The organism is Aeromonas sp. 602200 (assembly GCF_049173895.1).
Classification (GTDB): Bacteria; Pseudomonadota; Gammaproteobacteria; order Enterobacterales; family Aeromonadaceae; genus Aeromonas; species Aeromonas veronii_A.
Genome location: NZ_JAAKSL010000011.1, coordinates 120619 through 144095 on the forward strand (window position 1 = coordinate 120619; position 23477 = coordinate 144095).

The window sequence follows — 23477 nt, forward strand, 5'->3', positions numbered from 1 at the left end:
CACAGAAAGACGATGATCATGAAAGCCCTCTGCTTGCGCTGGTTACAGACTCCCTTCCAGATTGTGTTGCTGGCAGCCATCTGGCTGCTGGCCGATACCGCGGTGCGTACCCTCCATCTGCCGCTGCCCGCCAACCTCACCGGCATGTTGTTGCTGCTGGCCTGCATCCTGCTCGGAGTGGTCAAGGCCGAGTGGTTCAGTGCCGGTGCGCGCTGGCTGCTGGCCGAGATGCTGCTCTTCTTCGTCCCCGCCGTGGTAGCGGTGGTCAACTATCAGGAGCTGCTGCTGCAAGAGGGGTGGCGCATCATGGTGGTGCTGCTGGTGAGCACCACCCTGGTACTCGGCACCACGGCGCTGGTGGTGGATCGGGTTTACCGCCTCGAACTGAAACTGGCCCGCCGGAGTCGCCGTCATGTCTGATACCCTGCTCGGGCTGATCTGTTTCGCCCTCACCCTGCTCTTCTACTACGCCAGCAAATGGCTCTACGGCAAAAAGCGGATCCTGCCGCTGATGCCGCTGCTGCTGGCGCCGACCCTGCTGGTGGCCGTGGTGCTGCTGTTCCACATCCCCTATCAGGATTACATGGCGGAATCCCACTGGCTGCTCTGGCTGCTGGGCCCCGCCACCGTTGCCTTCGCCGTGCCGGTCTACGAGAACCGCCAGCTCATTCGCCGCCACTGGCTGTCGCTGTCGGTAGGGGTGGTCGCATCGGTCATCATGGCGGTGGGGAGTACCGTGCTGCTGGCCCGCTGGCTGGATCTCTCCGACATGTTGCAGCGCAGTCTGGCGATGCGCTCCATCACTACGCCGTTTGCGGTGGAGGCGACCCGCGCCATCGGCGGTCAGAGCGATCTCACCGCGCTGTTTGTGGTGCTGACCGGGGTGATTGGTATGGCGGTGGGGGAGAGCGTGCTCACCGTGCTGGCCATTCGCAGTCGCCTCGGCAAGGGGGCGGGGTTTGGCGCCTCGGCTCACGGCGCCGGCACTGCCAGGGCTTATCAGATGGGTAATGAGGAGGGAGTGGTCTCCAGCATGGTGATGATGATCGCCGGTATGGTGACAGTGCTGCTGGCGCCCCTGCTGGGCCGGATGTTCTGGTAGGCCTGGCTTCCCTTTAGAAGGCTGCTCGCCCCGGCGCTACACTCTAGTGAGCGTGTATTCCCGGGATGAGCAGTATGACCTTTCATCGCCTCGCTTCCTGCTTGCTGCTGTGCAGTCTTTCCCTCCTTGCCACTCCCCTAAGGGCGAGCGACGTCATCACTCATATCAGCCCCGAGAGCGATCGGGACTTGCGTACCCTCTATTTTCGCGATCTGTTGCAGCTGGCGCTGGAGAAGACCCGCGACAGCTTCGGTGACTACGAGCTGCGGACCGCACCGCCTATGAACCGTATCCGGATGAGACAGATTGTGCAGACTCAGCAATACCCCAATCTGTTTGTGGCCGACAGTCTGCGTCCGGCCGCAGAGAGCGGAGCGCTGGATTACGTCCGCTTTCCGGTGGAGCTGGGCATCCTCGGTTATCGCATCTGCTTTGTCAGTCCGCAGCAGGCCGACGCAGTGGCAAGGGTCAATACCCTGACCGAGCTGCAGCAATTTCTGCACGGGCAGGGGCGTGGCTGGCAGGATGCGGAGATCCTGCGTCATGGGGGATTCAAGGTGCAGGAGGTCGACGGTTACGAGCGGCTGTTCAAGCTGGTGGCCCGTGGCCGCATCGATCTCTTCTGCCGCGGTGCCAACGAGCTCTTTATCGAGCAGGAGCAGCACAGTGATCTGCCCGGCCTCACCGTGGATCGGCGAGTGGCGCTGCACTATCCCTTCCTCCATCTCTTCTACACCCACAAGGATAATCAGGCCGCCATCCGCCGCCTCTCGGTCGGCCTCAAGCTGGCGTGGCGGGATGGCTCGCTGCAACAGCTCTGGCTGTGCCACTTCAAACCTTCCCTCGAGCAGGCGCAGCTCCCCAGACGCCTGTTGTTCGAGTTGGCCAATCCGCGCCTTGATAAGGTGGACTTTGATTATAGGGCCTACCACTACAACCCCGTTGACGGGACGTTCGGGCCCGGGCTGCCTTGAACCTGATGGTGTTGTTAGCGGATAAAGGGCCGTCTCTGCTGATGTGCTAAACCATGCCAAAAAGGCATGTTTTTTATTATTTAAATTCATTTTTTGATGGTTGTTGCGCTGCATATACTGGGGGTCGCTTCACGGTTCAGGTTTGCTCCTGTCCGCTTCTGGCTTGCGCGAGTGAGCCTGAATCGTCCTGCTGCGGCGTCTTGATGTTCTGCATGAAGGCGTCCATCACTGGGCCGGGATCGATCCCGGCAGGTATTACAGCTGACGGAGCCTTGTTATGTTTAATCCCCACTCTTGCGCCCTGATTGTCGAAGGGGGCGCGATGCGCGGCATCTTTGCCAGCGGCGTGCTCGATGCGTTTGTCGAAAGTCACCACTACCCGTTCGATTTCGTCATGGGCGTCTCGGCCGGTGCCACCAATCTGGTCTCTTATCTGAGCGAGCAGCCGCGCCGCAGCCACCACATCATCACCGAGCTGGCTTGCAGCTCCCGGTTTCTCGATCCCCTGCGCTTTGTCAAAGGGGGCGATCTGGTGGACATCGGCTGGCTGTGGCAAGCCAGTCGCCATCGCTTCCCGCTCGATCTCGAGACTTTCTGCGCCCGCGACATTCCCTTCTATGCGGTGGCGACCGATGTGGCGAGCGGCAAGGCCATCTATCTGCCGGTGCGGCCCGACAACATGGATGAGGTGCTGACCGCCACCTGCGCCCTGCCGGTGGTGCAGCATGATACCCCCTGTGTCGATGGTCGCCCCATGGCCGATGGCGGCATCAGCGACTCCATTCCGGTGATCGAGGCCTATCGGCGCGGTGCACGGCGGATGACAGTGGTGCTGTCGGAACCCCGGGGCTATCGCAAGAAGCCGGCCCGTTTCTGCTGGATGGTCAAAGCCTTGCTGAAAACCCAGCCTGCACTGGCGCAAGCTATGCTGGAGCGGGATCGCGCCTACAACCGGGCGCTCGATTTCATCGCCAATCCCCCTGCCGATTGCGACATCGAGGTGATCGCGCCACCGACCGATTTCATGGTCTCCCGTTTTACCCAGGATCCGATCAAGCTGGAGTCCGGCTATCTGCAGGGTTACTGGCAGGGGCGCCAGAGCGTGCTGCGGGCAGTCAGGACTGTACGTGCCGCTTAGCGGCAACCTGGTGTCTTTAAACGTTGCCACCCTCTGAGGCAGGTCACTGAATCGGGGGCGCTGGCGTGGTTAAATGGTCGGCTCACATCTTGCCGGATATTGCTGTGACCATGCCATCTGACCTTCAGCCGCTGCTCGCTTGGCCTGACTATCTGCAGGCCTCCTGGCTGCGCTGCGCCCACCAGACCAGTGCCACCCTCTGGCATCCACCCCACAGCGCCAAGGGGCAGACCTTGCAGAGCCTGCGCCAGCGCAAACGGGATCTGCTCACCACCGGCGAGATGGCCCTCGAAGATCTCTACGAATTTATGGAGGGGCGCCCCTGCGCCCTGCTGCTCACCGACGAGAGCGGCTGCCTGCTGGCCCGGACCGGCCACCCCGCCACCCTGCGCGAGCTGGCGGCGCTGGGGTTTGGCCCCGGCGCCTTTTTCAGCGAGGGGCGTATCGGCACCAATGCCATCAATCTGGCCGCGCTGGAGGGCGTGCCGCTCTGCGTCAGCGGTGCTCAACACTTCAATCAGACCCTCCACCCGTGGCACAGCTGTGCCAGCCCGGTCTACAACAGCAATGGCCGTCAGGTCGCCATCATCGCGTTGATCTGCAAGGTGGAGGAGGCGAGCGCCGGCGATCTGGCGCTCACCGTCAGCGCCGGGCGCGAGCTGGCCCATCTGCTGCAGATGGAGACCCTGATGCAGGAGTCCCAGCACCACCTGAGCGAGCTTTACGCCCTGCTCGATGGCATGGATGACGGCGTACTGGCTTGGGATCCGCAGGGCCGACTGCGCTACCTCAACGCGTTGGCGGCACACCGGCTGCGGCTCGATCCGGCGCTCTGTCTCGGCCAGCCGCTGGAGCAGCACCTGCTGCTACCCCAGCGGTTGCAGCTGGCCATCAGGGGGCAGACGCCGCTCAGCCATGTGGAGGTGACGCTGGAGCGGCTCGGCGCGCAGGAGGGGGAGTTTATCAATGCGTTGGTGAGCCTCAAGCCGCTGCCGGGGCCGGAGGGGGTCAGCTTTATCGCCCTGCTGCACCCGGTCGATCGGCTGCGGGCCATTCACCAGTTGCGCCAGACGGTGCCCGAGTTGTCGGCGCTGGTGGGGGAGTCGAGCGCCATGCGCAAGCTGCTGCGCTACGCCCGGCAGGCGGCCCAGAGTCAGGGGCCGATCCTGCTGCGCGGCGAGGAGGAGGTGGGCAAGGCCCAGCTGGCGGAGGCGATCCACTTTGGCAGTGAGCGGGCCGCCGGGCCGCTCATTACCCTCAACTGCAAGGCGCTGCCGAGCGAGCGGATGGCGCTGGAGCTGATGGGTTCCGACGAGGCGGGGCAGGAGCGGGCGGGCAAGTTCGAGCTGGCCCACGGCGGCACGCTCGTGCTGGAGCAGGTGGAGTGCCTCTCTGCCCCCATGCAGGCGGCGCTGCTGCAATTGCTCAAGACCGGCCGCATCCAGCGCTTCGATTCGGCCCGTATCCTGCCGCTCAAGGTGCGGATCATCGCCACCAGCAGCGCTCCGCTGGAGCAGCTGGTGCAGGAGGGGCTGTTTGGCCGCCAGCTGCTCTATGCCTTGCAGGCGTGCGAGCTGTGGCTGCCGGGGCTGCGGGAGCGCGCGGCGGATTTGCCGGGCCTGATCAGCCAGCAGCTAGGGGCGCAGGGGCGCGAGCCGGTGCGCCAGTTCAGTCCGGCGGCCCTCGACTGTCTGCTCGCCTATCCATGGCCCGGCAATCTGGGGGAGCTGCGCAGTGCCGTCGAGCATGCGCTGCTTCACGCCGGTCAGGGGCCGATCCCGCCCGAGGCGCTGCCTGCCGCCATTCGGCACGGCTATCAGCGGGTGGCGGATGAGGTGGTGGGGCAACCGCTGCTCACGCTGGCGGAGCTGGAGCGGCAAGCCATCCTGCGCTGCGCTCACGCCTGCAAGGGACAGGTGAGCCAGATGGCCCAGCATCTGGGCATCAGCCGCACCACCCTGTGGCGGCGGCTCAAGCTGCTCGAGATCGATCCCGCCGACTATCACGGCTGACGGCGACCCGTCGCCAACTGGCCCGCAGAAAACGAAACGGCCCCGCAGTTGCGGGGCCGTTTTTATATGGCAAGGTCAGTGGTGGCGCTGCTACAGCCCCAGTTGGTGGGCGGTGACGATGGCCGCCAGCACATCCTCGGCAGTGACCTTGAACGGCATGTTGTGGATGGTCTCGCCCTCGGCGGTAGAGGCTTTGGCCACCTCCATCAGGCGCGCCATATCCAGCTCCTTGACCCCCATCATATGCAGGTTGGTCGGCAGGCCCACAGAGCGGCAGAAGCCCAACACGGTTTCGATCTCCGCCATCGGCGCGTTCTCCAGCACCAGCTGTACCAGGGTACCGAACGCCACTTTTTCACCGTGGTAGAGGTGGTGACACTCGGCGAGCTGGGTCAGACCGTTGTGGATGGCGTGGGCAGCGGCCAGCCCGCTGCTCTCGAAGCCGATACCGCTCAGATAGGTGTTGGCCTCGATGATGTTCTCCACCGCCTTGGTGCAGAGCCCCTGCTCCACCGCCAGCTTGGCCTTGTAGCCATCGGCCAGCAGGGTCTTGTAGCAGAGCTCGGCGATGGCTTGCGCCGCCAGCGTGGAGGCACCACCGGCCATGGTCTGGCAACCGGAGACCTTGTTGGCGCGAGCCTCGAAGTAGGTGGAGAGCGCATCCCCCATGCCGGAGACCAAGAGCCGCACCGGGGCGCGGGAGACCACGCCGGTATCCATGATGACCATATTGGGGTTGGTCGGGATCATCAGGTATTCGCTGAACTGCCCTTCCGGGGTGTAGATGACCGCCAGCGCGCTGGTGGGGGCATCGGTGGAGGCGATGGTGGGTACTATGACCACCGGCACCTTCTGGTAGAAGGCGACCGACTTGGCGGTATCCAGCGTTTTGCCGCCGCCGATGCCGATGATGACGTCAAACGGGGTCTGCTTGCAGCGGGCCAGCAGGCGGTCGATCTCGGGGCGGGAGCATTCGCCGTTGAAGCAGTCGAACTCCGGCTTAATACCGGCGCCGTGGAAGCTGGTAGCCACGGTATCGCCCACCAGCTTGGTGACGAAGGCGTCGGCCAGGATCAGCGGCTTGCTGCCGAGCGCTTTAACGTAGTTGCCGATATTGGCGAGGGCCCCGTTGCCTTGCACGTATTTGCTGGGGCTGATGATAATGCGGTCCATATTCTATCCCTCTCTCTTTACTGATTAAGAATCGGGGCGAAGGGGCGGCAGTGCCGGGGACTCCTTCGTCTTGAATGGTGCTGCACAGGCTCCGCGAGCGAGTGCAGCCCCTTGAAACAGTGGCGTGCGGCGTCAGTCGCCGAAGCGATCAAAGGCCAGCTGCTGGAAGCAGGTCAGTGCGGCGTTGGCATCCTCGCCGCGCGCCAGCAGGGTGAGCTGGTCGCCCTGACGCACGTTGAGCATGGCGAGCCGGGTCAGGCTGCGGGGATTGGCCTCTTTATCCCCCTTTTGCAGCTTGAGTTCAGCGGCAAAGGGCTTGAGGGCGGCCACCAGTCGGGCGGCGGGGCGCACATGCAGGCCGTGGGGGTTATCCACCACCACCTCGCAGCGCTGCCAGCCGTCGTCGACAACGTGGGCCGTCTCGGTGGTAGCCTGTGCCGCGCTGGCAGGCAGCATCGCCTGTTTCGGGCCAAGGGCGCCGAGCGCCTCGGCGGCCACCTCGTCCAGCGTCAGGCCTGAACCGGCCGCTACCACGGCGGCCAGAGCACCTTCGACCAGCGGGGCGGGGCAGAGCCGCACCCGTGCGCTCAACTCCGGTGGCAGCAGTTCGAGGGCGGTTTCGGCGCTGAGCAGGGCGCTGCCCAAGTCCATCAGTACCAGCACGCCGCTACCGTCGTCCGCTTCTTCAATCGCACTCATCACTGCGATGGCATCGGTGCCGATGGGGTGGTCGGGGTCATCGACCCCAGCCGCCAGCAGCAATCGGGCCGGGCTGCCGAGCTGGTCGGCCAGCGCTTTCAAGCCGGCCGCCAGCATGGCGCTGTGAGAGACAACTACGATTCCGATCATGTCACAACCTCGCTCTGTCACGCAGGGCGGTCAGCAGCAGCAGGGTCGAGGTGGCCCCGGCATCCTGATGGCCGATGCTGCGCTCGCCAAGATAGCTGGCGCGCCCCTTGCGGGCCTGCATCTGAATGGTGGCCTCGGTACCGGCTGCGGCGGCTGCTACTGCCTTGTCCAGCGCTTCGTTGAGGGGCAGCTCTTGCTGCTGCGCCTGTTGCAGGGCTGCCAGTGCCGGCCACCAGGCATCGCACATGGTCTTGTCGCCCGGCTCGGCGCGGCCGCGGGAGACGATCCCCTCGACCCCGTCGCTCAGCATTTTGCACAGCTGGCTGAGGCTGAGGCTCTGGCAGGCATCGCTGCTGGCCGCGGCCCGGATAAAGAAGGTGCCGTAGAGCGGGCCGCTGGCGCCGCCGACCGAGGAGAGCAAGGTCATGCCGGTGGTTTTCAGCACCTGCCCGATATCCTTGTCCGCTACCGCCGGCAGCTTCTCGGCCACCTTGGCGAAGCCCCGCTGCATGTTGAGGCCGTGGTCGCCGTCGCCGATGTCGGTATCCAGCGCGGTGAGGTAGTCACGCTGCTCGGTAAAGATGTGTTCGCAGTCCAGCAGCCAGTTGACGATGTGATGCTTGCTTAACATGGGTTCTCCTTAGCAGCCGCGACGCAGGGCGGGGGTGTGAACGGGGGCATCCCACAGGGTCATCAGTTCGTCATCTACCTTGAGCAGGGTGATGGAGATGCCGGTCATGTCGAGGGAGGTGCAGTAGGGGCCGATCAGGTTGCGCACCAGATGGATGCCCACCTCCTCGCACAGGGTAGCGAGGCGGCCATAGACGCCATAGAGCTCGGAGATGGGGGTGCCGCCGAGGCTGTTAACCAGCGCGATGACCCGATCGCCCTTGTTGAGCGGTTCGATAAAGGTGTGCTCTTCCTGCCAGCTGCCGCTGGTGCGATCCCAGTGGCGCAGGGTGCGCCCATAGGGGGTATTGTCCGCCAGCTCGCTGAACATGTCGTCCACCAGCATATTGAGGTCGGTGAAGGGGCGGCGCTCGATGCCCGGCTCGCCGTGGATACCGACGCCGAACTCCATCTCGTTGTCCGCCAGGGTGAAGGAGGGCTTGCCAGCGGCCGGCACGGTGCAGGCATGCATGGCTACGCCTATGGTGCGGCTCTGGTTGTTGATGCGACGGGCCAGCGCCTCGCAGCGCGCCAGATCGTAGCCCGCCTCGGCGGCGGCACCGACCAGCTTCTCGCACAGCACGGTCGTGGCAACGCCACGGCGACCGGCGGTGTAGAGGCTGTCTTTGACCGCCACGTCGTCATCGATCAGGGCGAAGCCTACCTTGACCCCGTCGCCGTGAAGCAGCTCGACCGCGGTCTCGAAGTTGAGCACGTCGCCGGTGTAGTTCTTCACCAGAAATAGTACGCCCGCGCCGCCATCAACGGCCTGACCGCACTCGTACATCTGATCCGGCGTCGGAGAGGTAAAGATCTCGCCGGGGCAGGCGCCATCCAGCATCCCTTTGCCCACCAGACCGCCGTGCATCGGCTCGTGGCCGCTGCCACCGCCGGAGACCAGCGCCACCTTGCCCATCACGGGGGAGTCGGCGCGGGTGATGTAGTGGGGTTCGATACGTACCTTGAGCTCGGGGTGGGCGGCTGCCATCCCCATCAGTTGTTCACGGACCACGGCATCGACGGCATTGATCAGTTTCTTCATGGCTCACTCCTTGGCTTGCCACCGCACGGGTGGGCAAATGGTTGATGCAGCCAGTCTAACGACAGAAAAAGTGATAAAAATGACGGCCGATTTGGTTCGGATTTGAAACAGCAGAAGGGGGATGGATGTTTCAATCTGAAACGGCGCAGAGCAAACGGGCGGGAAACTGTTAGCTGACTCACAGCCATGAAAAAGGGCCCCGCAGGGCCCTTCGCTATAACCGGAATATGTAGACGGGTTAGATGGCCCAGCCACCGGCGTAGAAGACCACCAGCGCCACGGCGATGATAACGGTGCCGACGTTCAGCTTCTTCCACTCGGCAGCGAACAGGCGACCGATGACCAGCGCCACGAAGCCCAGCATGATGCCGGTCACGATGTTGCAGGTGAGCACGATGAAGACGGCGCACAGCATGCCGGAGAGGGCATCGACCGAGTCGCTGAAGTCCAGCTTGGTGACGTTGCCCAGCATCAGCAGACCGACGTACATCAGGGCCGGTGCGGTGGCGTAAGCCGGTACCAGATAGCTCAGCGGGGAGAGGAAGATCATCAGCAGGAACAGCACGCCGACCAGCGCGGCGGTCAGACCGGTCTTGCCACCGGCTGCGGTGCCTGCGGCGGATTCGATGTAGACGGCAGCCGGAGCGCCACCAACGGCACCTGCCACCATGCTGCTGACGGAGTCGGCAGTCAGGGCCTTGCCGCCGCTGATGATGTGGCCACGTTCGTTGATGAGACCCGCCTGTCCGGCCACGGCACGGATGGTGCCGGTGGCGTCAAACACGGCGGTCATCACCAGCGCCAGTACGGTCGGAATGACTACCGGATTGAGGGCGCCCAGCAGATCCATGCTGCCTACCAGCGAGCCTTTCTCGCCAGTCAGGCTCGGCATGGCGAAGAAGCCCTGCCAGGTCACTTTCGGGTCGAAGATAAGGCCGAGGATGGAGATGGCGATGATCACCATCAGGATGCCGCCCGGCACCTTGCGACGCTCCAGACCGAAGATGGCAGCCAGACCCAGCACCGTCATGATCACCGGGAAGGCGGTCACTTCACCGAGCTGTACCGGCAGACCGGCCCCTTCGTTCTTGATCACCATGCCAACGCCGTTGGTGGCGATCAGCAGCAGGAACAGACCGATACCGATGCCGGTACCGTGGGCGATGCCGGAGGGGAGGTTGTCCAGGATCCACTGGCGCACGCCGGTGACGCTGATCAGGGTAAACAGCACACCCATCAGGAAGATGGCGCCCAGCGCGACCGGAATGCTCAGTCCCTGACCCAGCACCAGACTGAAGGCGGTAAAGGCGGTGAGGGAGATCGCGCAACCGATAGCCATCGGCAGCTTGGCCCACAGGCCCATCAGCAGGGAGCCGAAGGCGGCGATCAAACAGGTGGCCACAAACACCGGGCCCTGCTCAAAGCCGGCAGCGCCCAGCATGTTCGGCACCACTATGATGCTGTAGACCATCGCCAGGAAGGTGGTCAGCCCCGCGACCAGCTCCTGACGCACGCTGCTGCCGCGCGCAGAAATGGAAAAATAAGAGTCCAGAAAGCCGCCAGTCCCTGTTTGGGCGGCCATATCTTGCTTTGCCATAACTAATCCTGAAAGTGTGAAGGAAATCGTTTGCGTTGGTGGCGCGCAAAATAGCAAGAATTCGCGGCAAATACAGCGGATAACCTGACTTTTTCGTCACTATTTTACATTTTGAGTCCATTCGGAGCTCATTCTAAGACTCAAGCGGTGAGAGCGTGTAAGGGAGGGATCAAGCGGTCGGGGGAGGGGAGGTCAGTGAGGAAAAAAGCGGGGAACAACAAAAAACCCGCCGAAGCGGGTTTTTTTAAATTCTTGCAGAGCTGTCAGCAGTTGGCATAAGCCATCAGCAGCATGCTCCGGCTTGAATTACAGACCAACTACGTTGGCAGCAGCCGGGCCTTTCTGGCCTTGCTCGATGGTGAACTCAACGCGCTGACCTTCGTCCAGGGTTTTGAAGCTGGTGGACTGGATAGCGGAGAAGTGTACGAACACGTCTTTGCTGCCGTCAGCCGGGGAGATGAAACCAAAACCTTTCTCAGCGTTGAAGAACTTAACGGTACCAGTCATTTTGTTAGACATAATAATTTCCTTAAATAGTGTTGAATGCCACCTAAATGGCAATTTTTGATTTTTCGTCAGCAATACGTATTGGGAGCACTAAAGAAGGAGAATTATTTGATAAGAATTATCCGAGGATAACGCTTATGCTAATCACTGCTTTACTAAAATGACTGCCTAACATAATCAGGTCTGAACTGCCGAACCATCGAGAAAGATTAAAACACGCTCTCATTTTTAAAGCAAACTTTATCTCGATATTAATGTTTTGTAACAGCCAAAAATATCATTTTTTATAGTAAACATGATGCATTTCAACGGCATAGAAAAATCAGTGCGGACTCATATCACCCTGTGGCAAGTCAGATTCGGCTTTTTTGTCCTGACTATGTAGCCAGTTCTGACAAAAAATATGAGAAAAAATGAAAAGGTGGCGAGAGACGTGGATTGTCAGTTGGCGTTTTCTCTAACTCACAATGTAAATCACTTCTTTGCTGCTGCGATTAGCTTCTGAGCGGCAAATCAATGGCAGCACCAAATCTGGCGCATCGAGCATCGTCCAGACATGCAAACGCCCGCTGGCACCAAGTGCCAGCGGGCGTTTTGCAAGAAGGGATCAGCGCTTGCTGCGAAACTTGTTGCTGACCGAATCAATCCAGCTGAAGGTTTCCGGCAGTACCTGGTTCTTGGCACGCTCTTTGGCTTTCTCGCGAGCCAGCTTGGAGGCTGCCTTGGCCGCTTCGGCGCGGTCGGCCACAATTTTCAGGCGACCCTCTTCGCGGATCTTGTTCCGCTCTCCGTTGGTCAGCTGGTGGTCTACATTGGCTTGTGCCTTTTGCAATAACAAGGCTATCTCGGCTTTTTCGGCCTCGGTCAGATCTTTCATTTCCAGCTTTTTCACGGCGCGCTCCTGCGGCAGGGTGGTTAGACACCCTAACACAGTTGTGCCGATCACTTCTTATGCAATCGGCTTTCCGGCAGTAAAAATGCGGGTTTGTGCCAACTTTCTGTTATTTCGCTGCCACTTTCCCGCCTGTTTGCCACATTTCAATTTATGGCGAGCGGTGAGGGCAGCTCTTGCTCCTCCGGCTCGACGTGGATCAGCACGATGGCGTGGGGCAACTGCGCCATGATGGCGTGTTCGATGCGATCACAGATATCGTGGGCTTCGCCGATGCTCATCTCCGTGGGCAGGGTGAGATGGAAGTCGATATGGCGACGACGACCGGCACGACGGCTGCGCAGATCGTGAAAACCGCTGGCGGCAGGGCAGCATTCGGTGATGATGCGGCTGGTCATCGCCAGCTCTTCCGGGCTCATGCTCTGGTCGATCAGCGGCTGGAAGGCCTCGTTGAGCATGCTGATCGCCTCTCTGACAATAAAGATGGCGACCGCAATGGCGACCAGCGGGTCGAGGATGGCGAGTGAATGGCCAAACAGACCGGCCAGCCAGATCCCGCCAAGACCGACGGCGACCCCGGCGGAGGTGAGCACATCCGCCTTGAGATGGAGCGCATCGGCCGCCAATGCAACTGACTCTTCTTCCCGGGCCACCTTGTAGAGGTAGGCCGAGACGCCGCTGTTGACCAGCGCCGAGATCACCATCACCAGCACGCCCCAGCCAATGCTTTCAATCGGGCTGGGGGTGATCAGCTTGTCGACGGCTTCGAAGATGATCCAGCCCGCGGCCAGCAAGATAAGCAGTGCTTCGATGACGCCGGAGACATTTTCAATCTTGTCGTGACCATAGGGGTGGCGTTCATCGGGCGGGAGATCGGACTTTTTCACCGCGAACAGGGCGATCAGGGCCGCCACCAGATCCATGGCGGAGTGGATCGCCTCCGAGATGATACTGACCGAGCCGCTGGCGAACCCGGCCACCATTTTCATGATGATCAGACTGATATTGGAGCAGACCGACACCATGGCGGCTCTGGTTTTTCTGTTCATGTCACAGCTTCCTGAATAAAAACGGATATTTCGGTGCGGCGCGCATTATATCCGGCTGACCGGAAATAACCTATTCGGTGTTGTAACCTGATGTTTCCGGTGATATTGCGAATGCTTATTAAAATGGTGGCCTCTTGCGCGGTAATAAATAATGAGAGGGATTTATATTTATCCGTGAAAATATCCAGGTAACGATGGCTTAATATAAGCGTGACAACATTTAATAATGCGAATTACTCTTTTTTGGTCTTTCCTGTCGAGGTCGTTTGGCCTCCCAGCTCAAGGGGCTGCGTGCGACATCTTTTGGACGAGAATGAGGCTGGATCCGGATGCCGCTGGAGGGTATGCTGGGTCTGGTGATGGTCTTGCACCATCCCACCAAGCGTACTGAAGTTGATGATTCGGATGGCATGCTGGCTCCCATGAGGAACCAGCTGTCTGGGTAACATTTTTGGAGTTTGATGATGAGTAACAAAGAACATCACAACGGCAAAGATGCCAAGAAAAAACCGCAGATGTCACTGAAAGAGAAACGCGAAGCCAAACGTCAGAAAGCAGAACTGAAAAACGGCAGCGCAATGAAGTAACGCTCCCCTACTGCTGTTCCTTCGGAGCCAGTACAAAGCCAGCCCTTACCGGCTGGCTTTTATGTTTGTGGCTCACGGCGTGGCGCCGTAAGCCGCGAAAATCTGGTGATAACGACCATCCTGACGCATCGCCTCAAGGCGCTTATCAAACAGATTGCGGGCATCGGCCGTTCGGAAGGCAAAGTGATAGACGGTGGGCGGGAAGAGGTCTGCTTGCCTGATCTGATTGCGCTCGTAGTGCTCGCCTGCCTGGGCGGTGGCAATCAGCTGGTCGAGGTAGTAATAGAACACCCGCTCCTCCAGTACGACTGCATCCACCCTGCCGCGCATTAGCTGATGTACCTGCACCTGCTGCTTGGCTACCTCCTCATAGTGGGGATTCTGGTTGGCCATGGTGGCGAACGCGCCCCCCAGAATGATCCTTGCCCGTTGAAAGGCGGTGACCCGTTTTGAATGCAGATCATCCAGGGTACTGATGTGGGTGCTGCGCAGGGTGAAGATCCGGTTATGGAAGGTGATAACGGGCTGGGTCAGAACGTGAGGATCAACCATACCGGGTCTGACGTTGATGATGGCATCCAGCTTTCCTGACTCGAACAGGCGGAAGGTGCGCTCCAGCGGCAGAAATTCAAAGCTGGGCTCATAGCCGCTGCCAGCGAACGCCTCTTTCAGCAGATCCAGCTCGATGCCACGCTGATTACTTTCGATGACATAAGGGGGGATGGCAAAGCTGACCCCGACCTTGAGTGGCGTTGCCTGCAACTGGCCGGAGAGCATGCTGGTCAGCATCAGCAATAAAGGGGTGAGCAGTTTCATTGCACTTTTCACAAAGCGTTCCTGTGGAGAATATCCATCACTGTAGGGGAGGCAACCAAAAAGCGTTATATCCCTTTCGGGCTGAGAGGTTCAGCCTGAGTGCATAAAAAAAGACCCTGAGTTATCAGGGCCTTTTCAATATTCTGTTCTTAGAACGGGATATCGTCGTCGAAATCCATCGGTGGCTCGTTATATACCGGCGGCGCAGATTGCGGCTGCTGGGCAGGACGGCCATAACCGCCTTGCGGCTGCATGTTCTGCTGCGGAGCCGGCGCCGGGCGCTGCTGATTCATCGGCTGCTGCATGGCTTGCTGCGGTTGACCCCAGCCACCTTGTTGGCCACCCATGTTCTGGCCCATGCCCTGACCACCTTGCGGACGGCCACCCAGCATCTGCATGACGCCGGTGAAGCTGTCGACCAGCACTTCAGTGGTGTAGCGCTCCTGGCCACTCTGATCCTGCCACTTGCGGGTCTGTAGTTTGCCTTCCACATAGACCTGGGAGCCTTTCTTCAGGTACTCGCCAGCCACTTCGGCCAGCTTGCCCATGAAGACGACACGGTGCCACTCGGTGCGCTCTTTCTGCTCACCGGTCTGCTTGTCGCGCCAGGTTTCAGAGGTGGCCAGAGTAATGTTGGTCACAGCACCGCCACTCGGCATGTAGCGTACTTCCGGGTCTTGCCCGAGGTTACCGATCAGAATGACTTTATTGATGCCTCGACTGGCCATAATCTCTCTTCCACCTTATTTACCGGCCAGGTCGAAACCTGGTCCAACACGACTAGATACCTGATTAGTTGCTGTGTACGGGGCGCAATGTCCCGCAGACGCATGTGACGGTCATAGTAACAGTTGCGAAGCGGATTGGCAGCATCCTTAACCGGCTTGATGTGCCAAAGGCAACGGTTGGCTCCTGCTGTGGTGATGGTCGGGTTGCATCTTTTTTCGGCGCATCCTGCATCACATTTCTGCCATATATTCCTGTTATGCTGGCAGATTGGCGAATTGGGAACAGTTTTTAAATCGACTAAAAACATATGGTTACGATATTTATGAGATCCATTCTCATACTTTTTTAATATTGTGCTCCCATACCTCCTTGGTAGACTCAGTCGGCCAGATTAGGTGGTTTACAGGTTCAAGGAAGAGCACACAATGAAAGCCGCATGCCCGATCGCACTGGTCACTGAAAATAATGTGCAGGCCAGCACATTTGCTGCATATCTCATCTCTCATTTGAGCCGTCCCGTCCAGCTAATCCACGAGATTAATCAGCTAGATAACCAGTGTGACGGCACGCTGTTTCTCATCGATCTCGACTATATCCGCTCCGGCCAGTCACTGGGCTGGAACCGGGCGATCTCTGAACGCTTTGGCATGGCGGCCACAGTGCTGCTCAATGCTCCCACTGCGACGGATCGCGACCTGCTGCTGATGTGGCCGCAGGTCTGCGGTCTGTTTTTCCGTCAGGATCCGCTCGACCGACTGGTTGCCGGGTTGCAGAAAATCCTGTTGGGCGAGTACTGGATGCCGCGCCACCTGCTGTGCGAGCTGGTCGAATACTATCGCCAGGGCAATAGCTACCTGCTGCGTAACGACACCCTGCTGACAGCCAGAGAGCAGGAGATCATCCGTTATCTGATGACGGGCGCCTCCAATGTCGAGATCGCCGACAGCCTGTTTGTCAGCGAGCACACCGTCAAATCCCACCTCTATAACGTTTTTAAAAAGCTGAACGTGAAGAACCGGATCCAGGCGGTGAGCTGGGCCAAAGAGTATCTCGATGCTCCGGACTCCCACTGATGAAAGCGTTCTCTCTGGCGTGTTGCCTTGTGCTGCTCTGGGGCTTCACGACCGTTGTGGCGGCCGAGGCCGATGCTCCGCTGGAGTCGGTACAGCCGGAGCAGGAGAGTGATCGGCTGGATGTGGATGGTTTGGTGCTGGACCGCACTTTTACCCGCTTCGGTCAGGGCTTTTATAACGAATTTACCCGGTTGCGCAGTGATGAAGACCCGAATGCCAGAGAAAATCTGACGATTCATGAGCGCCCGACTGCTCGCTGGGGCAGCCTGATCTGGATCACCCATAACCGGAAGGTGATTTTTAAAACCGCGCTCTCTCCCGGCCGCAATCAGCAGGAGCAGAGCGCCAAACTGGCTTGGTCACAGGTCAGGCAGACCCTCGAACAGCAGAAGATCGCGACCCTGTTCATGGATACCTTCGATTTGGAACATGATGAACTATAAGGATATTTCTCATGCGTGCCCGGTTATTGCTAGTTGCAGCACTGATAGCGCCAGCGCTCCATGCGTCGGAGCTTGTCTATCGCCCCGTCAACCCCAGCTTTGGGGGTAACCCTCTCAACAGCAGTCATCTGCTTGGCACCGCCAATGCGCAGAATGATTACAAGGATCCCGCCAGTGGCAGCGGTAGCAGCGGTACCTCGGCGCTGGATCGCCTGACCTCCAACCTGCAATCCCGCTTGATCAGCCAGCTGCTGGCCGATATCGGCAAGGATGGCAGCCAGAGTGGCAGTCTGGTGACCGATGATTTTGCCATCAATGTGGTGGATGAAGATGGCACTCTGGTGGTTTCGATCACCGACCGGGTGACCAACCAGACCACCATGATCGAAGTGAATGGCCTGATTGCCGACTGAGGGCGCGATGAAACGACAACTGTTATTGATAGTGCCCCTGCTTGCGCTGGCTGGCTGTGCGACCCATATCGGCTCGCCCGTTGCCGATGAGAAGGCAACCCTGATGCCGCGATCCGTCTCTTACAAGGAGCTGATCAGTCTGCCCAAGCCAAAAGGGAAAATTGTCGCGGCCGTCTACGATTTTCGCGATCAGACCGGTCAGTATCTGCCAGCACCGGCATCCAACTTCTCCACGGCGGTCACCCAGGGCGGGGTCGCCATGCTGAGCACGGCTTTGTGGGATTCCCAATGGTTTGTGCCGCTGGAGCGGGAGGGGCTGCAGAACCTGCTGACCGAACGCAAGATTGTGCGGGCGGCCCAGAACAAGCCCAACGTTCCCGGCAACAATGCCAATCAACTGCCCTCGCTGGTCGCCGCCAACATCCTGATCGAGGGGGGGATCGTCGCCTATGACAGCAATGTGCGCACCGGCGGGGCGGGGGCCAAGTATTTTGGCATCGGTGCCAGCGGGGAGTACCGGGTCGATCAGGTGACGGTCAATCTGCGAGCCGTCGATATCCGTTCAGGCCGGATCCTGAACAGTGTCACCACCTCCAAGACAGTGCTGTCGCAACAGGTGCAGGCAGGGGTATTCCGCTTCGTCGAGTACAAGCGCCTGCTGGAGGCCGAGGCCGGTTTCAGCACCAATGAGCCGGTACAGATGTGTGTCATGTCGGCTATCGAGTCCGGGGTGATCCGGCTGATTGCCAATGGCGTGCGGGACAATCTGTGGCAACTGGCCGACCAGCGGGATATCGACAATCCGATCCTGCAGGAGTACCTGCAAGACAACGCCCCGCTGCTTTGAGTTTTCCCGCTCTCGCAATGCCCTCCCTGGTGGAGGGCATTTTTTTGGCCTCTATCGAATACGACTTAAGACTTTCTGCTCAACGACAGGGCGGTGTTTTTCATCCTCGAATCAGCGGAGTGCCTGATAGGCCGCCTCTTGTCTGACAGGGATACTGTGGGCGTTTTCCAACAAGGCGATGGCGCGATGAAACATCTGTTGAGTGCTCTCTTTTTTCTGCTGATATCGGGCGCCCCGCAACTCGCCGCAGAGCCTGCCGTCTTTGATGAGCTGGCGATGGCAAGCGAGCTGGATTCCGGTTTGCAGAACGACGGGAATCAGGCGCTGTTGTGGCAACTCGGTAGCGAGCAGCAACTGCACCTCACCCAGCAAGGGGAGCTGAATCAGGCGCGCCTGCTGCAACAGGGTTGGGCCAATGAGTTGGCGCTCTCCCAGGTAGGAGATGAGAACTGGGTCAATGGTGCGCAACTGGGTGAGGGCAATAGCGCCGAACTCTATCAGGCGGGCATCAATAACCGGATTTGGCTGCTGCAACAAGGCAGCGGCAATGAAGCCTGGATCAGTCAGCAAGGGGCAGACAATCAGGCCCGGGCGATCCAACTGGGTGATGGCAATCAGGCCAGCATCGAGCAGAACGGAATCGGATTAACGGCCACCGTCATCCAGATGGGGGCCAATCAGCAAGTAAATGTCGTTCAAACCAACTGAGCCTAGGCTCAACCATTAGCACGAGAGGGAAATCATGTTTAAACGTACCATCATTGCCTCGGCAGTTCTTCTGGCGACCAGCACCGCTTGGGCGGCATCTACTGGCAACCAGGCTACGGTGAACCAGGCCCAGAGCGGCAATATCGCCACCATTAACCAGGTGGTGGGAAGCGTCGATAACAAGGCTAACATCGATCAAGCTGGTAACAACAACACAGCTGTTACCACTCAAAAGAATACCGGCCAGTCAGATGCCGATACTCGGCAGGTAGGTGACAGTAACGAGGGTTACATCTTGCAACAAGGTGACACTAACCTCTCCAAAGCCTCCATCGATACAAAGGGGAACGACAACTTTGCTGATGTGATTCAGCAATTTGAGAATGGCGGTGCGGTTGCCGGGGTTGTGCAGGATGGGGATCGCAACGACGCCAAGATCAAGCAAGATAATGGTGACTTAGCTGACTCCAGGATCACTCAAATCTCGGATGGTAATCGGGCTGTCATTAATAACCAGATATCCGATTTCGCTCGGGCGAGTGTACAGCAGCTAGAAGGGGGGGCTCACCAGGCTGACGTGACCCAGACAGCGGCTGATGGAGCCAACGCCGAAGTGGTACAACGTGGAGAGAGCAATATCACCAAGGTGCTGCAGGCAACCGGTAACTATGACTATGCACCGGCGGAAGGAACATCTGCAGTGGTGACTCAGAGTGGTTCTTTGAACAATGCAGACGTCACTCAATACGATAGTGCCAACGTAGCGACTGTTGAGCAAAGTGGAACCCGCGGTGAAGTGGTGACTCTGCAGCAAGGGTCTGATGCCGGGAATGGCAACGGCCTGTTGGCCAAACAGTCTGGAACCGGGGAGTTTGCTGACCTGACACAGGATGGTAATCGCAACCGGATTGAGACCGACCAGCAAGGTACTGGCAATGATGCCTTGGTCAACCAGACAGGTGATGACAACAAGGCCGTGGTCAACCAGTTAGCCAGCAGTACCGATGGTGCGGTCACCATTGATCAGGTAGGTAATGACAACTATGCCAATGCAGTGCAACAAGCAGGCAGCGGCAATACCATCGATATCGACCAGAACGGAACTGGCAACCAGGTTGCCTCTGCTCGTGATGGTGAAGGCAAAGGCGCCTGGACCTGGGGCTCGGACAACGAGCTGGTCGTTGCTCAGAAAGGCACTGACAACTGGGCCTATGCCGATGCGTCTCACTCTGAGTCTGTGGTCAAAGTGACCCAGGATGGTGAGTTGAACAATGCCAAGGTTGAGTCCTACTTGGGTAGCGAGAACAAGCTCACCGTGACCCAGAACGGCGCTGAGCACGAGGCCAATGTCTACGTCAATGCTGGGGTTGGTGGGGGGCGCAACACCGTTGATGTGGTGCAAAACGAAAGCTTTAATACTGCCAATGTGACCGTATTGGGCAGCGATAACCATGCCTATGTCTATCAAGGGGCTGGTAGCAACTGATGGTCATCTCCGGATTCAGGGGCCTGCGGGCCCCTCTTTTATTGGTGCTGCTCTGTGGGTTGATGCTGGTTCATCGCGTCGCTTCCCCAGCAAGCGCTAGGGGAAACGAGATGGAGCCCGATCCGTCGATCCGCTTGTCCCTCAATATTGCGCAGAACGAGCAGGGGCTGTCACTTGCGCCAACGCTGCTCAGCAAGCGCGACTTGACGGTGAGTGTCAGCTTGCTGGTGCATGGCGAAGGGGCGGCCGGGAGCACGACTCAGCGCCAGAGCCGTAATCTGTCGCTGCAGGCTGGAGTGGTCATGGCGGTTGGCAAAATAGGGCTGGGTTTGCGTTGTCCCTATCGGGTCGAGGTCACCGCTCTGATATGGCAAAACGAGCGGCTGCTGGTGGAGAAAAAAGAGCAGATGGCGTGCGCCGGATGATGCGCATTTCATCTCATGACTGTCTATTCATCCAGTAGTCTCTATGCCATACTGACTCGCTCAGGTTTCCGTATCGAGCGTGCAACAAGATGGAAAAGATCGTGGTCCGGGGTGCTCGCACCCACAACCTCAAGAACATCAATCTGACCCTGCCCCGCGACAAGCTGATCGTGGTCACCGGCCTCTCCGGCTCGGGCAAGTCCTCTCTGGCGTTCGATACCCTCTATGCCGAGGGGCAGCGCCGCTATGTGGAGTCCCTCTCCGCCTATGCCCGCCAGTTCCTCTCCCTGATGGAGAAGCCTGACGTCGACCATATCGAGGGGCTCTCGCCCGCCATTTCCATCGAGCAGAAGTCCACTTCCCATAACCCGCGCTCGACCGTCGGCACCATCACCGAGATCTACGACTACCTGCGTCTGCTGTTCGCCCGGGTCGGTGAGCCACGCTGCCCGACTCACTCCATTCCGCTAGCCGCCCAGACCATCAGCCAGATGGTGGATCAGGTGCTGGCCCAGCCGGAGGGGAGCAAGCTTATGTTGCTGGCCCCGGTGGTGCGTGACCGCAAGGGGGAGCACACCAAGCTGCTGGAGAATCTGGCGGCTCAGGGCTACATCCGTGCCCGCATCGACGGCGAGGTGTGCGATCTCTCCGATCCGCCCACGCTGGAGCTGCACAAGAAGCACACCATCGAGGTGGTGGTGGACCGTTTCAAGGTGCGCGATGACCTTGCCTTGCGTTTGGCCGAGTCGTTCGAGACGGCGCTGACCCTCTCCGGTGGCATCGTACTGGTAGTGCCGATGGACGGCGAGGAGGGGGTCGTCCCCATGACCTTTTCCGCCAACTTCGCCTGCCCGGAGTGCGGCTACTCCATGTCGGAGCTGGAGCCGCGCATCTTCTCCTTCAACAACCCGGCTGGTGCCTGCCCTACCTGCGACGGCCTCGGGGTGCAGCAATATTTCGATCCGGCCAAGGTGATCGGCGATCCGGCCATCAGCCTGGCCAACGGCGCTATCCGCGGCTGGGACAAGCGCAGCTTCTACTACTTCCAGATGCTCAAATCCCTCTCCGAACACTACAAGTTCGATCTGGAGACGCCGTGGGAGGATCTGCCACTGAAGACCCAGGAGGTGATCCTGCGCGGCTCCGGTCGCACCGAGATCGAGTTCCGTTACATGAACGATCGTGGCGACGTGGTGGTGCGCAAGCACCCGTTCGAGGGGATCCTGCACAACATGGAGCGGCGCTACCGGGAGACCGAGTCCAACTCGGTGCGTGAAGAGCTCTCCAAATACATCGCCAACAAATCCTGTACCAGCTGCGGTGGTAGCCGACTGCGGGAGGAGGCACGCCACGTATTCGTCGACAACCGCAACCTGCCGGCCATCGCCGAGCAGTCCATTGGCGATGCGCTGGCCTTCTTCGAGGGGTTGAACCTCACCGGTCAGCGCGCCCAGATTGCCGAGAAGATCCTCAAAGAGATCGTCGAGCGGCTTGGCTTCCTGGTGAACGTCGGCCTCAACTATCTGAGCCTGTCGCGCAGTGCCGAGACCCTCTCCGGCGGCGAAGCGCAACGCATTAGACTAGCCAGCCAGATCGGTGCCGGTCTGGTAGGTGTCATGTATGTGCTGGACGAGCCCTCCATCGGCCTGCATCAGCGCGACAACGAGCGGTTGCTCAAGACCCTCACTCACCTGCGTGATCTTGGCAACACGGTGATCGTGGTGGAGCACGACGAGGATGCCATTCGCCTCGCGGACCATGTGCTCGACATCGGCCCGGGAGCCGGGGTGCACGGCGGGGCCATCGTCGCCCAGGGTACGCCGGAGGAGATCATTGCTAATCCCGAGTCACTCACCGGTGACTACCTCTCCGGTCGCAAGCAGATCGCCATTCCGGCCGAGCGGACTCCGCTTACCGGCAAGTGGCTGAAACTCAAGGGGGCGAGCGGCAATAACCTGCGCAACGTCAACCTGGATCTGCCCATCGGGGTGATGACTTGCGTCACCGGCGTCTCCGGCTCCGGCAAGTCGACCCTGATCAACGATACCCTGTTCCGCATCGCTCACCGCGAGCTGAACAAGGCCACCGAATCCACCCCGGCGCCCTATCGCAGCGTGGAAGGGCTGGAGCATCTGGACAAGGTGGTGGATATCGACCAAAGCCCCATCGGCCGCACCCCGCGCTCCAACCCGGCTACCTACACCGGCCTGTTCACCCCGATCCGCGAACTGCTTTCCGGCACTCAGGAGGCGCGCTCGCGCGGCTATCAGCCGGGCCGCTTCTCCTTCAACGTGAAAGGGGGGCGCTGCGAGGCCTGTCAGGGGGATGGGGTCATCAAGGTGGAGATGCACTTCCTGCCGGACGTCTACGTGCCGTGCGACGTCTGCAAGGGCAAGCGCTACAACCGCGAGACGCTGGAGGTGAAGTACAAGGGCAAGAACATCCACGAAATCCTCGAGATGACGGTGGAAGATGCCCGCGAGTTCTTCGACCCGGTACCGGCAGTGGCGCGCAAGCTGCAGACCCTGATGGATGTGGGTCTCTCCTATATCCGCCTCGGCCAGTCGGCCACCACGCTCTCTGGCGGTGAGGCGCAGCGGGTGAAGCTGGCGCGCGAGCTCTCCAAGCGGGATACCGGTCAGACCCTCTATATTCTGGACGAGCCGACTACCGGGCTGCACTTCCACGATATTCAGCAGCTACTCAAGGTGCTGCACCAGCTGCGGGATCGCGGCAACACCATCGTCATCATCGAACACAATCTGGACGTCATCAAAACCGCCGACTGGATCGTCGATCTGGGGCCGGAGGGGGGCGCCGGTGGCGGCTGCATTCTGGTGACGGGGACGCCGGAGGAGATATGCGCCAATAAAGAGTCTCATACAGCACGCTTTTTACGGCCCCTGCTGGAGAGATAAACCGTTATAATCGTGGGGCCTTGGGCCC

The 23477-nt window shown here is 59.8% G+C and carries 24 protein-coding genes; 14 read left to right on the top strand and 10 right to left on the bottom strand.

The genetic code is table 11. The features are described 5' to 3' along the window. Positions 1 to 18 precede the first annotated feature (18 nt). The 5 genes from G5221_RS14160 (at position 19) to dhaR (ending at position 5226) form a co-directional block, all read left to right on the top strand. On the top strand, positions 19 to 420 hold the full coding sequence (locus G5221_RS14160) for a CidA/LrgA family protein (protein WP_041202734.1): 402 nt from the start codon (positions 19 to 21) through the stop codon (positions 418 to 420). Further along, on the top strand, positions 413 to 1102 hold the full coding sequence (locus tag G5221_RS14165; protein ID WP_005341581.1) for an LrgB family protein: 690 nt from the start codon (positions 413 to 415) through the stop codon (positions 1100 to 1102). Before G5221_RS14160 ends, G5221_RS14165 begins: the two co-directional genes overlap by 8 nt. Positions 1103 to 1176: 74 nt before the next feature. Then, positions 1177 to 2076: a hypothetical protein gene (locus G5221_RS14170; protein ID WP_227341848.1), complete on the top strand. Its 900-nt coding sequence runs from the start codon at positions 1177 to 1179 to the stop codon at positions 2074 to 2076. A gap of 277 nt (positions 2077 to 2353) precedes the next feature. After that, positions 2354 to 3214: a patatin-like phospholipase family protein gene (locus G5221_RS14175; RefSeq protein ID WP_216952179.1), complete on the top strand. Its 861-nt coding sequence runs from the start codon at positions 2354 to 2356 to the stop codon at positions 3212 to 3214. Positions 3215 to 3324: 110 nt separating this feature from the next. Next, positions 3325 to 5226 carry a dihydroxyacetone kinase operon transcriptional regulator DhaR gene (dhaR, locus tag G5221_RS14180; protein ID WP_421255482.1) on the top strand — a complete coding sequence of 634 codons (1902 nt, stop codon included), beginning with the start codon at positions 3325 to 3327 and terminating at the stop codon, positions 5224 to 5226. Between the two features lie 90 nt (positions 5227 to 5316). On the opposite strand, the gene G5221_RS14185 is transcribed toward dhaR, so the two are convergent. From G5221_RS14185 to G5221_RS14220, 8 genes are all read right to left on the bottom strand, one after another. Beyond that, on the bottom strand, positions 5317 to 6399 hold the full coding sequence (locus G5221_RS14185) for a glycerol dehydrogenase (protein ID WP_064337434.1): 1083 nt from the start codon (positions 6397 to 6399) through the stop codon (positions 5317 to 5319). 132 nt (positions 6400 to 6531) lie between these two features. Further along, positions 6532 to 7248 carry a dihydroxyacetone kinase phosphoryl donor subunit DhaM gene (gene dhaM, locus G5221_RS14190; protein ID WP_213390492.1) on the bottom strand — a complete coding sequence of 239 codons (717 nt, stop codon included), beginning with the start codon at positions 7246 to 7248 and terminating at the stop codon, positions 6532 to 6534. A gap of 1 nt (position 7249) precedes the next feature. Further along, positions 7250 to 7879: a dihydroxyacetone kinase subunit DhaL gene (gene dhaL, locus G5221_RS14195; protein ID WP_021231630.1), complete on the bottom strand. Its 630-nt coding sequence runs from the start codon at positions 7877 to 7879 to the stop codon at positions 7250 to 7252. Between the two features lie 9 nt (positions 7880 to 7888). Beyond that, complete coding sequence (dhaK, locus tag G5221_RS14200; RefSeq protein ID WP_421263443.1) at positions 7889 to 8959, bottom strand: dihydroxyacetone kinase subunit DhaK; 1071 nt, start codon at positions 8957 to 8959, stop codon at positions 7889 to 7891. A gap of 238 nt (positions 8960 to 9197) precedes the next feature. Continuing rightward, complete coding sequence (locus tag G5221_RS14205) at positions 9198 to 10556, bottom strand: NCS2 family permease (protein ID WP_042032197.1); 1359 nt, start codon at positions 10554 to 10556, stop codon at positions 9198 to 9200. Positions 10557 to 10862: 306 nt separating this feature from the next. Beyond that, a complete protein-coding gene (cspE, locus tag G5221_RS14210; protein WP_005316548.1) occupies positions 10863 to 11075 on the bottom strand; it encodes a transcription antiterminator/RNA stability regulator CspE in 213 nt (70 codons plus the stop codon). Between the two features lie 595 nt (positions 11076 to 11670). Further along, on the bottom strand, positions 11671 to 11955 hold the full coding sequence (gene yjbD / locus G5221_RS14215) for a DUF3811 domain-containing protein (RefSeq protein WP_421209399.1): 285 nt from the start codon (positions 11953 to 11955) through the stop codon (positions 11671 to 11673). Between the two features lie 146 nt (positions 11956 to 12101). Continuing rightward, complete coding sequence (locus G5221_RS14220; protein WP_245097308.1) at positions 12102 to 13004, bottom strand: cation diffusion facilitator family transporter; 903 nt, start codon at positions 13002 to 13004, stop codon at positions 12102 to 12104. Between the two features lie 464 nt (positions 13005 to 13468). Here G5221_RS14220 and G5221_RS14225 point away from each other — a divergent pair, with 464 nt between their 5' ends. Next, positions 13469 to 13591 (top strand): hypothetical protein, encoded by a 123-nt coding sequence (locus G5221_RS14225; protein ID WP_005306071.1) that lies wholly within the window; start codon positions 13469 to 13471, stop codon positions 13589 to 13591. Between the two features lie 72 nt (positions 13592 to 13663). Here the strand turns inward: G5221_RS14225 and G5221_RS14230 are convergent, their stop codons facing one another. Further along, positions 13664 to 14407, bottom strand: coding sequence for a substrate-binding periplasmic protein (locus G5221_RS14230; RefSeq protein WP_421263454.1), 744 nt, complete (start codon positions 14405 to 14407; stop codon positions 13664 to 13666). A gap of 149 nt (positions 14408 to 14556) precedes the next feature. Then, the gene (locus G5221_RS14235; RefSeq protein ID WP_204480312.1) at positions 14557 to 15135 is read right to left on the bottom strand and encodes a single-stranded DNA-binding protein; all 579 of its coding nucleotides are present in this window, start codon (positions 15133 to 15135) and stop codon (positions 14557 to 14559) included. A gap of 426 nt (positions 15136 to 15561) precedes the next feature. On the opposite strand from G5221_RS14235, the gene G5221_RS14240 reads away from it, so the two are divergent. The 8 genes from G5221_RS14240 (at position 15562) to uvrA (ending at position 23449) form a co-directional block, all read left to right on the top strand. Beyond that, positions 15562 to 16209: a LuxR C-terminal-related transcriptional regulator gene (locus G5221_RS14240; RefSeq protein ID WP_421263444.1), complete on the top strand. Its 648-nt coding sequence runs from the start codon at positions 15562 to 15564 to the stop codon at positions 16207 to 16209. Continuing rightward, positions 16209 to 16652, top strand: coding sequence for a curli production assembly/transport protein CsgE (locus G5221_RS14245; protein WP_201952785.1), 444 nt, complete (start codon positions 16209 to 16211; stop codon positions 16650 to 16652). The genes G5221_RS14240 and G5221_RS14245 overlap by 1 nt, the downstream gene beginning before the upstream one ends. Before the next feature lie 11 nt (positions 16653 to 16663). Further along, on the top strand, positions 16664 to 17065 hold the full coding sequence (locus G5221_RS14250; protein WP_270905357.1) for a curli assembly protein CsgF: 402 nt from the start codon (positions 16664 to 16666) through the stop codon (positions 17063 to 17065). Positions 17066 to 17072: 7 nt separating this feature from the next. Beyond that, positions 17073 to 17912: a CsgG/HfaB family protein gene (locus G5221_RS14255; RefSeq protein ID WP_005355003.1), complete on the top strand. Its 840-nt coding sequence runs from the start codon at positions 17073 to 17075 to the stop codon at positions 17910 to 17912. A gap of 186 nt (positions 17913 to 18098) precedes the next feature. Further along, complete coding sequence (locus G5221_RS14260; protein WP_201952781.1) at positions 18099 to 18620, top strand: curlin; 522 nt, start codon at positions 18099 to 18101, stop codon at positions 18618 to 18620. Between the two features lie 34 nt (positions 18621 to 18654). Further along, positions 18655 to 20106, top strand: coding sequence for a curlin (locus tag G5221_RS14265; protein ID WP_216952160.1), 1452 nt, complete (start codon positions 18655 to 18657; stop codon positions 20104 to 20106). A 110-nt stretch (positions 20107 to 20216) separates the two neighbouring features. Continuing rightward, positions 20217 to 20531 carry a curli-like amyloid fiber formation chaperone CsgH gene (gene csgH / locus G5221_RS14270; RefSeq protein ID WP_254204223.1) on the top strand — a complete coding sequence of 105 codons (315 nt, stop codon included), beginning with the start codon at positions 20217 to 20219 and terminating at the stop codon, positions 20529 to 20531. A gap of 89 nt (positions 20532 to 20620) precedes the next feature. Beyond that, positions 20621 to 23449 (top strand): excinuclease ABC subunit UvrA, encoded by a 2829-nt coding sequence (uvrA, locus tag G5221_RS14275; protein WP_421220259.1) that lies wholly within the window; start codon positions 20621 to 20623, stop codon positions 23447 to 23449. The last annotated feature ends 28 nt before the right edge of the window (positions 23450 to 23477 follow it).

Coding starts and splice junctions, on each gene's coding strand:
- G5221_RS14205 (WP_042032197.1), bottom strand. CDS start 10,556: ATGGCAAAGCAAGATATGGCCGCCCAAACAGGGACTGGCGGCTTTCTG.
- dhaR (WP_421255482.1), top strand. CDS start 3,325: ATGCCATCTGACCTTCAGCCGCTGCTCGCTTGGCCTGACTATCTGCAG.
- G5221_RS14175 (WP_216952179.1), top strand. CDS start 2,354: ATGTTTAATCCCCACTCTTGCGCCCTGATTGTCGAAGGGGGCGCGATG.
- G5221_RS14250 (WP_270905357.1), top strand. CDS start 16,664: ATGCGTGCCCGGTTATTGCTAGTTGCAGCACTGATAGCGCCAGCGCTC.
- dhaM (WP_213390492.1), bottom strand. CDS start 7,248: ATGATCGGAATCGTAGTTGTCTCTCACAGCGCCATGCTGGCGGCCGGC.
- G5221_RS14260 (WP_201952781.1), top strand. CDS start 18,099: ATGAAACATCTGTTGAGTGCTCTCTTTTTTCTGCTGATATCGGGCGCC.
- G5221_RS14235 (WP_204480312.1), bottom strand. CDS start 15,135: ATGGCCAGTCGAGGCATCAATAAAGTCATTCTGATCGGTAACCTCGGG.
- G5221_RS14165 (WP_005341581.1), top strand. CDS start 413: ATGTCTGATACCCTGCTCGGGCTGATCTGTTTCGCCCTCACCCTGCTC.
- G5221_RS14230 (WP_421263454.1), bottom strand. CDS start 14,407: ATGAAACTGCTCACCCCTTTATTGCTGATGCTGACCAGCATGCTCTCC.
- csgH (WP_254204223.1), top strand. CDS start 20,217: ATGGAGCCCGATCCGTCGATCCGCTTGTCCCTCAATATTGCGCAGAAC.
- G5221_RS14220 (WP_245097308.1), bottom strand. CDS start 13,004: ATGAACAGAAAAACCAGAGCCGCCATGGTGTCGGTCTGCTCCAATATC.
- G5221_RS14170 (WP_227341848.1), top strand. CDS start 1,177: ATGACCTTTCATCGCCTCGCTTCCTGCTTGCTGCTGTGCAGTCTTTCC.
- G5221_RS14225 (WP_005306071.1), top strand. CDS start 13,469: ATGAGTAACAAAGAACATCACAACGGCAAAGATGCCAAGAAAAAACCG.
- G5221_RS14160 (WP_041202734.1), top strand. CDS start 19: ATGAAAGCCCTCTGCTTGCGCTGGTTACAGACTCCCTTCCAGATTGTG.
- uvrA (WP_421220259.1), top strand. CDS start 20,621: ATGGAAAAGATCGTGGTCCGGGGTGCTCGCACCCACAACCTCAAGAAC.
- G5221_RS14240 (WP_421263444.1), top strand. CDS start 15,562: ATGAAAGCCGCATGCCCGATCGCACTGGTCACTGAAAATAATGTGCAG.
- G5221_RS14255 (WP_005355003.1), top strand. CDS start 17,073: ATGAAACGACAACTGTTATTGATAGTGCCCCTGCTTGCGCTGGCTGGC.
- dhaL (WP_021231630.1), bottom strand. CDS start 7,879: ATGTTAAGCAAGCATCACATCGTCAACTGGCTGCTGGACTGCGAACAC.
- G5221_RS14265 (WP_216952160.1), top strand. CDS start 18,655: ATGTTTAAACGTACCATCATTGCCTCGGCAGTTCTTCTGGCGACCAGC.
- G5221_RS14245 (WP_201952785.1), top strand. CDS start 16,209: ATGAAAGCGTTCTCTCTGGCGTGTTGCCTTGTGCTGCTCTGGGGCTTC.
- G5221_RS14185 (WP_064337434.1), bottom strand. CDS start 6,399: ATGGACCGCATTATCATCAGCCCCAGCAAATACGTGCAAGGCAACGGG.
- dhaK (WP_421263443.1), bottom strand. CDS start 8,959: ATGAAGAAACTGATCAATGCCGTCGATGCCGTGGTCCGTGAACAACTG.
- cspE (WP_005316548.1), bottom strand. CDS start 11,075: ATGTCTAACAAAATGACTGGTACCGTTAAGTTCTTCAACGCTGAGAAA.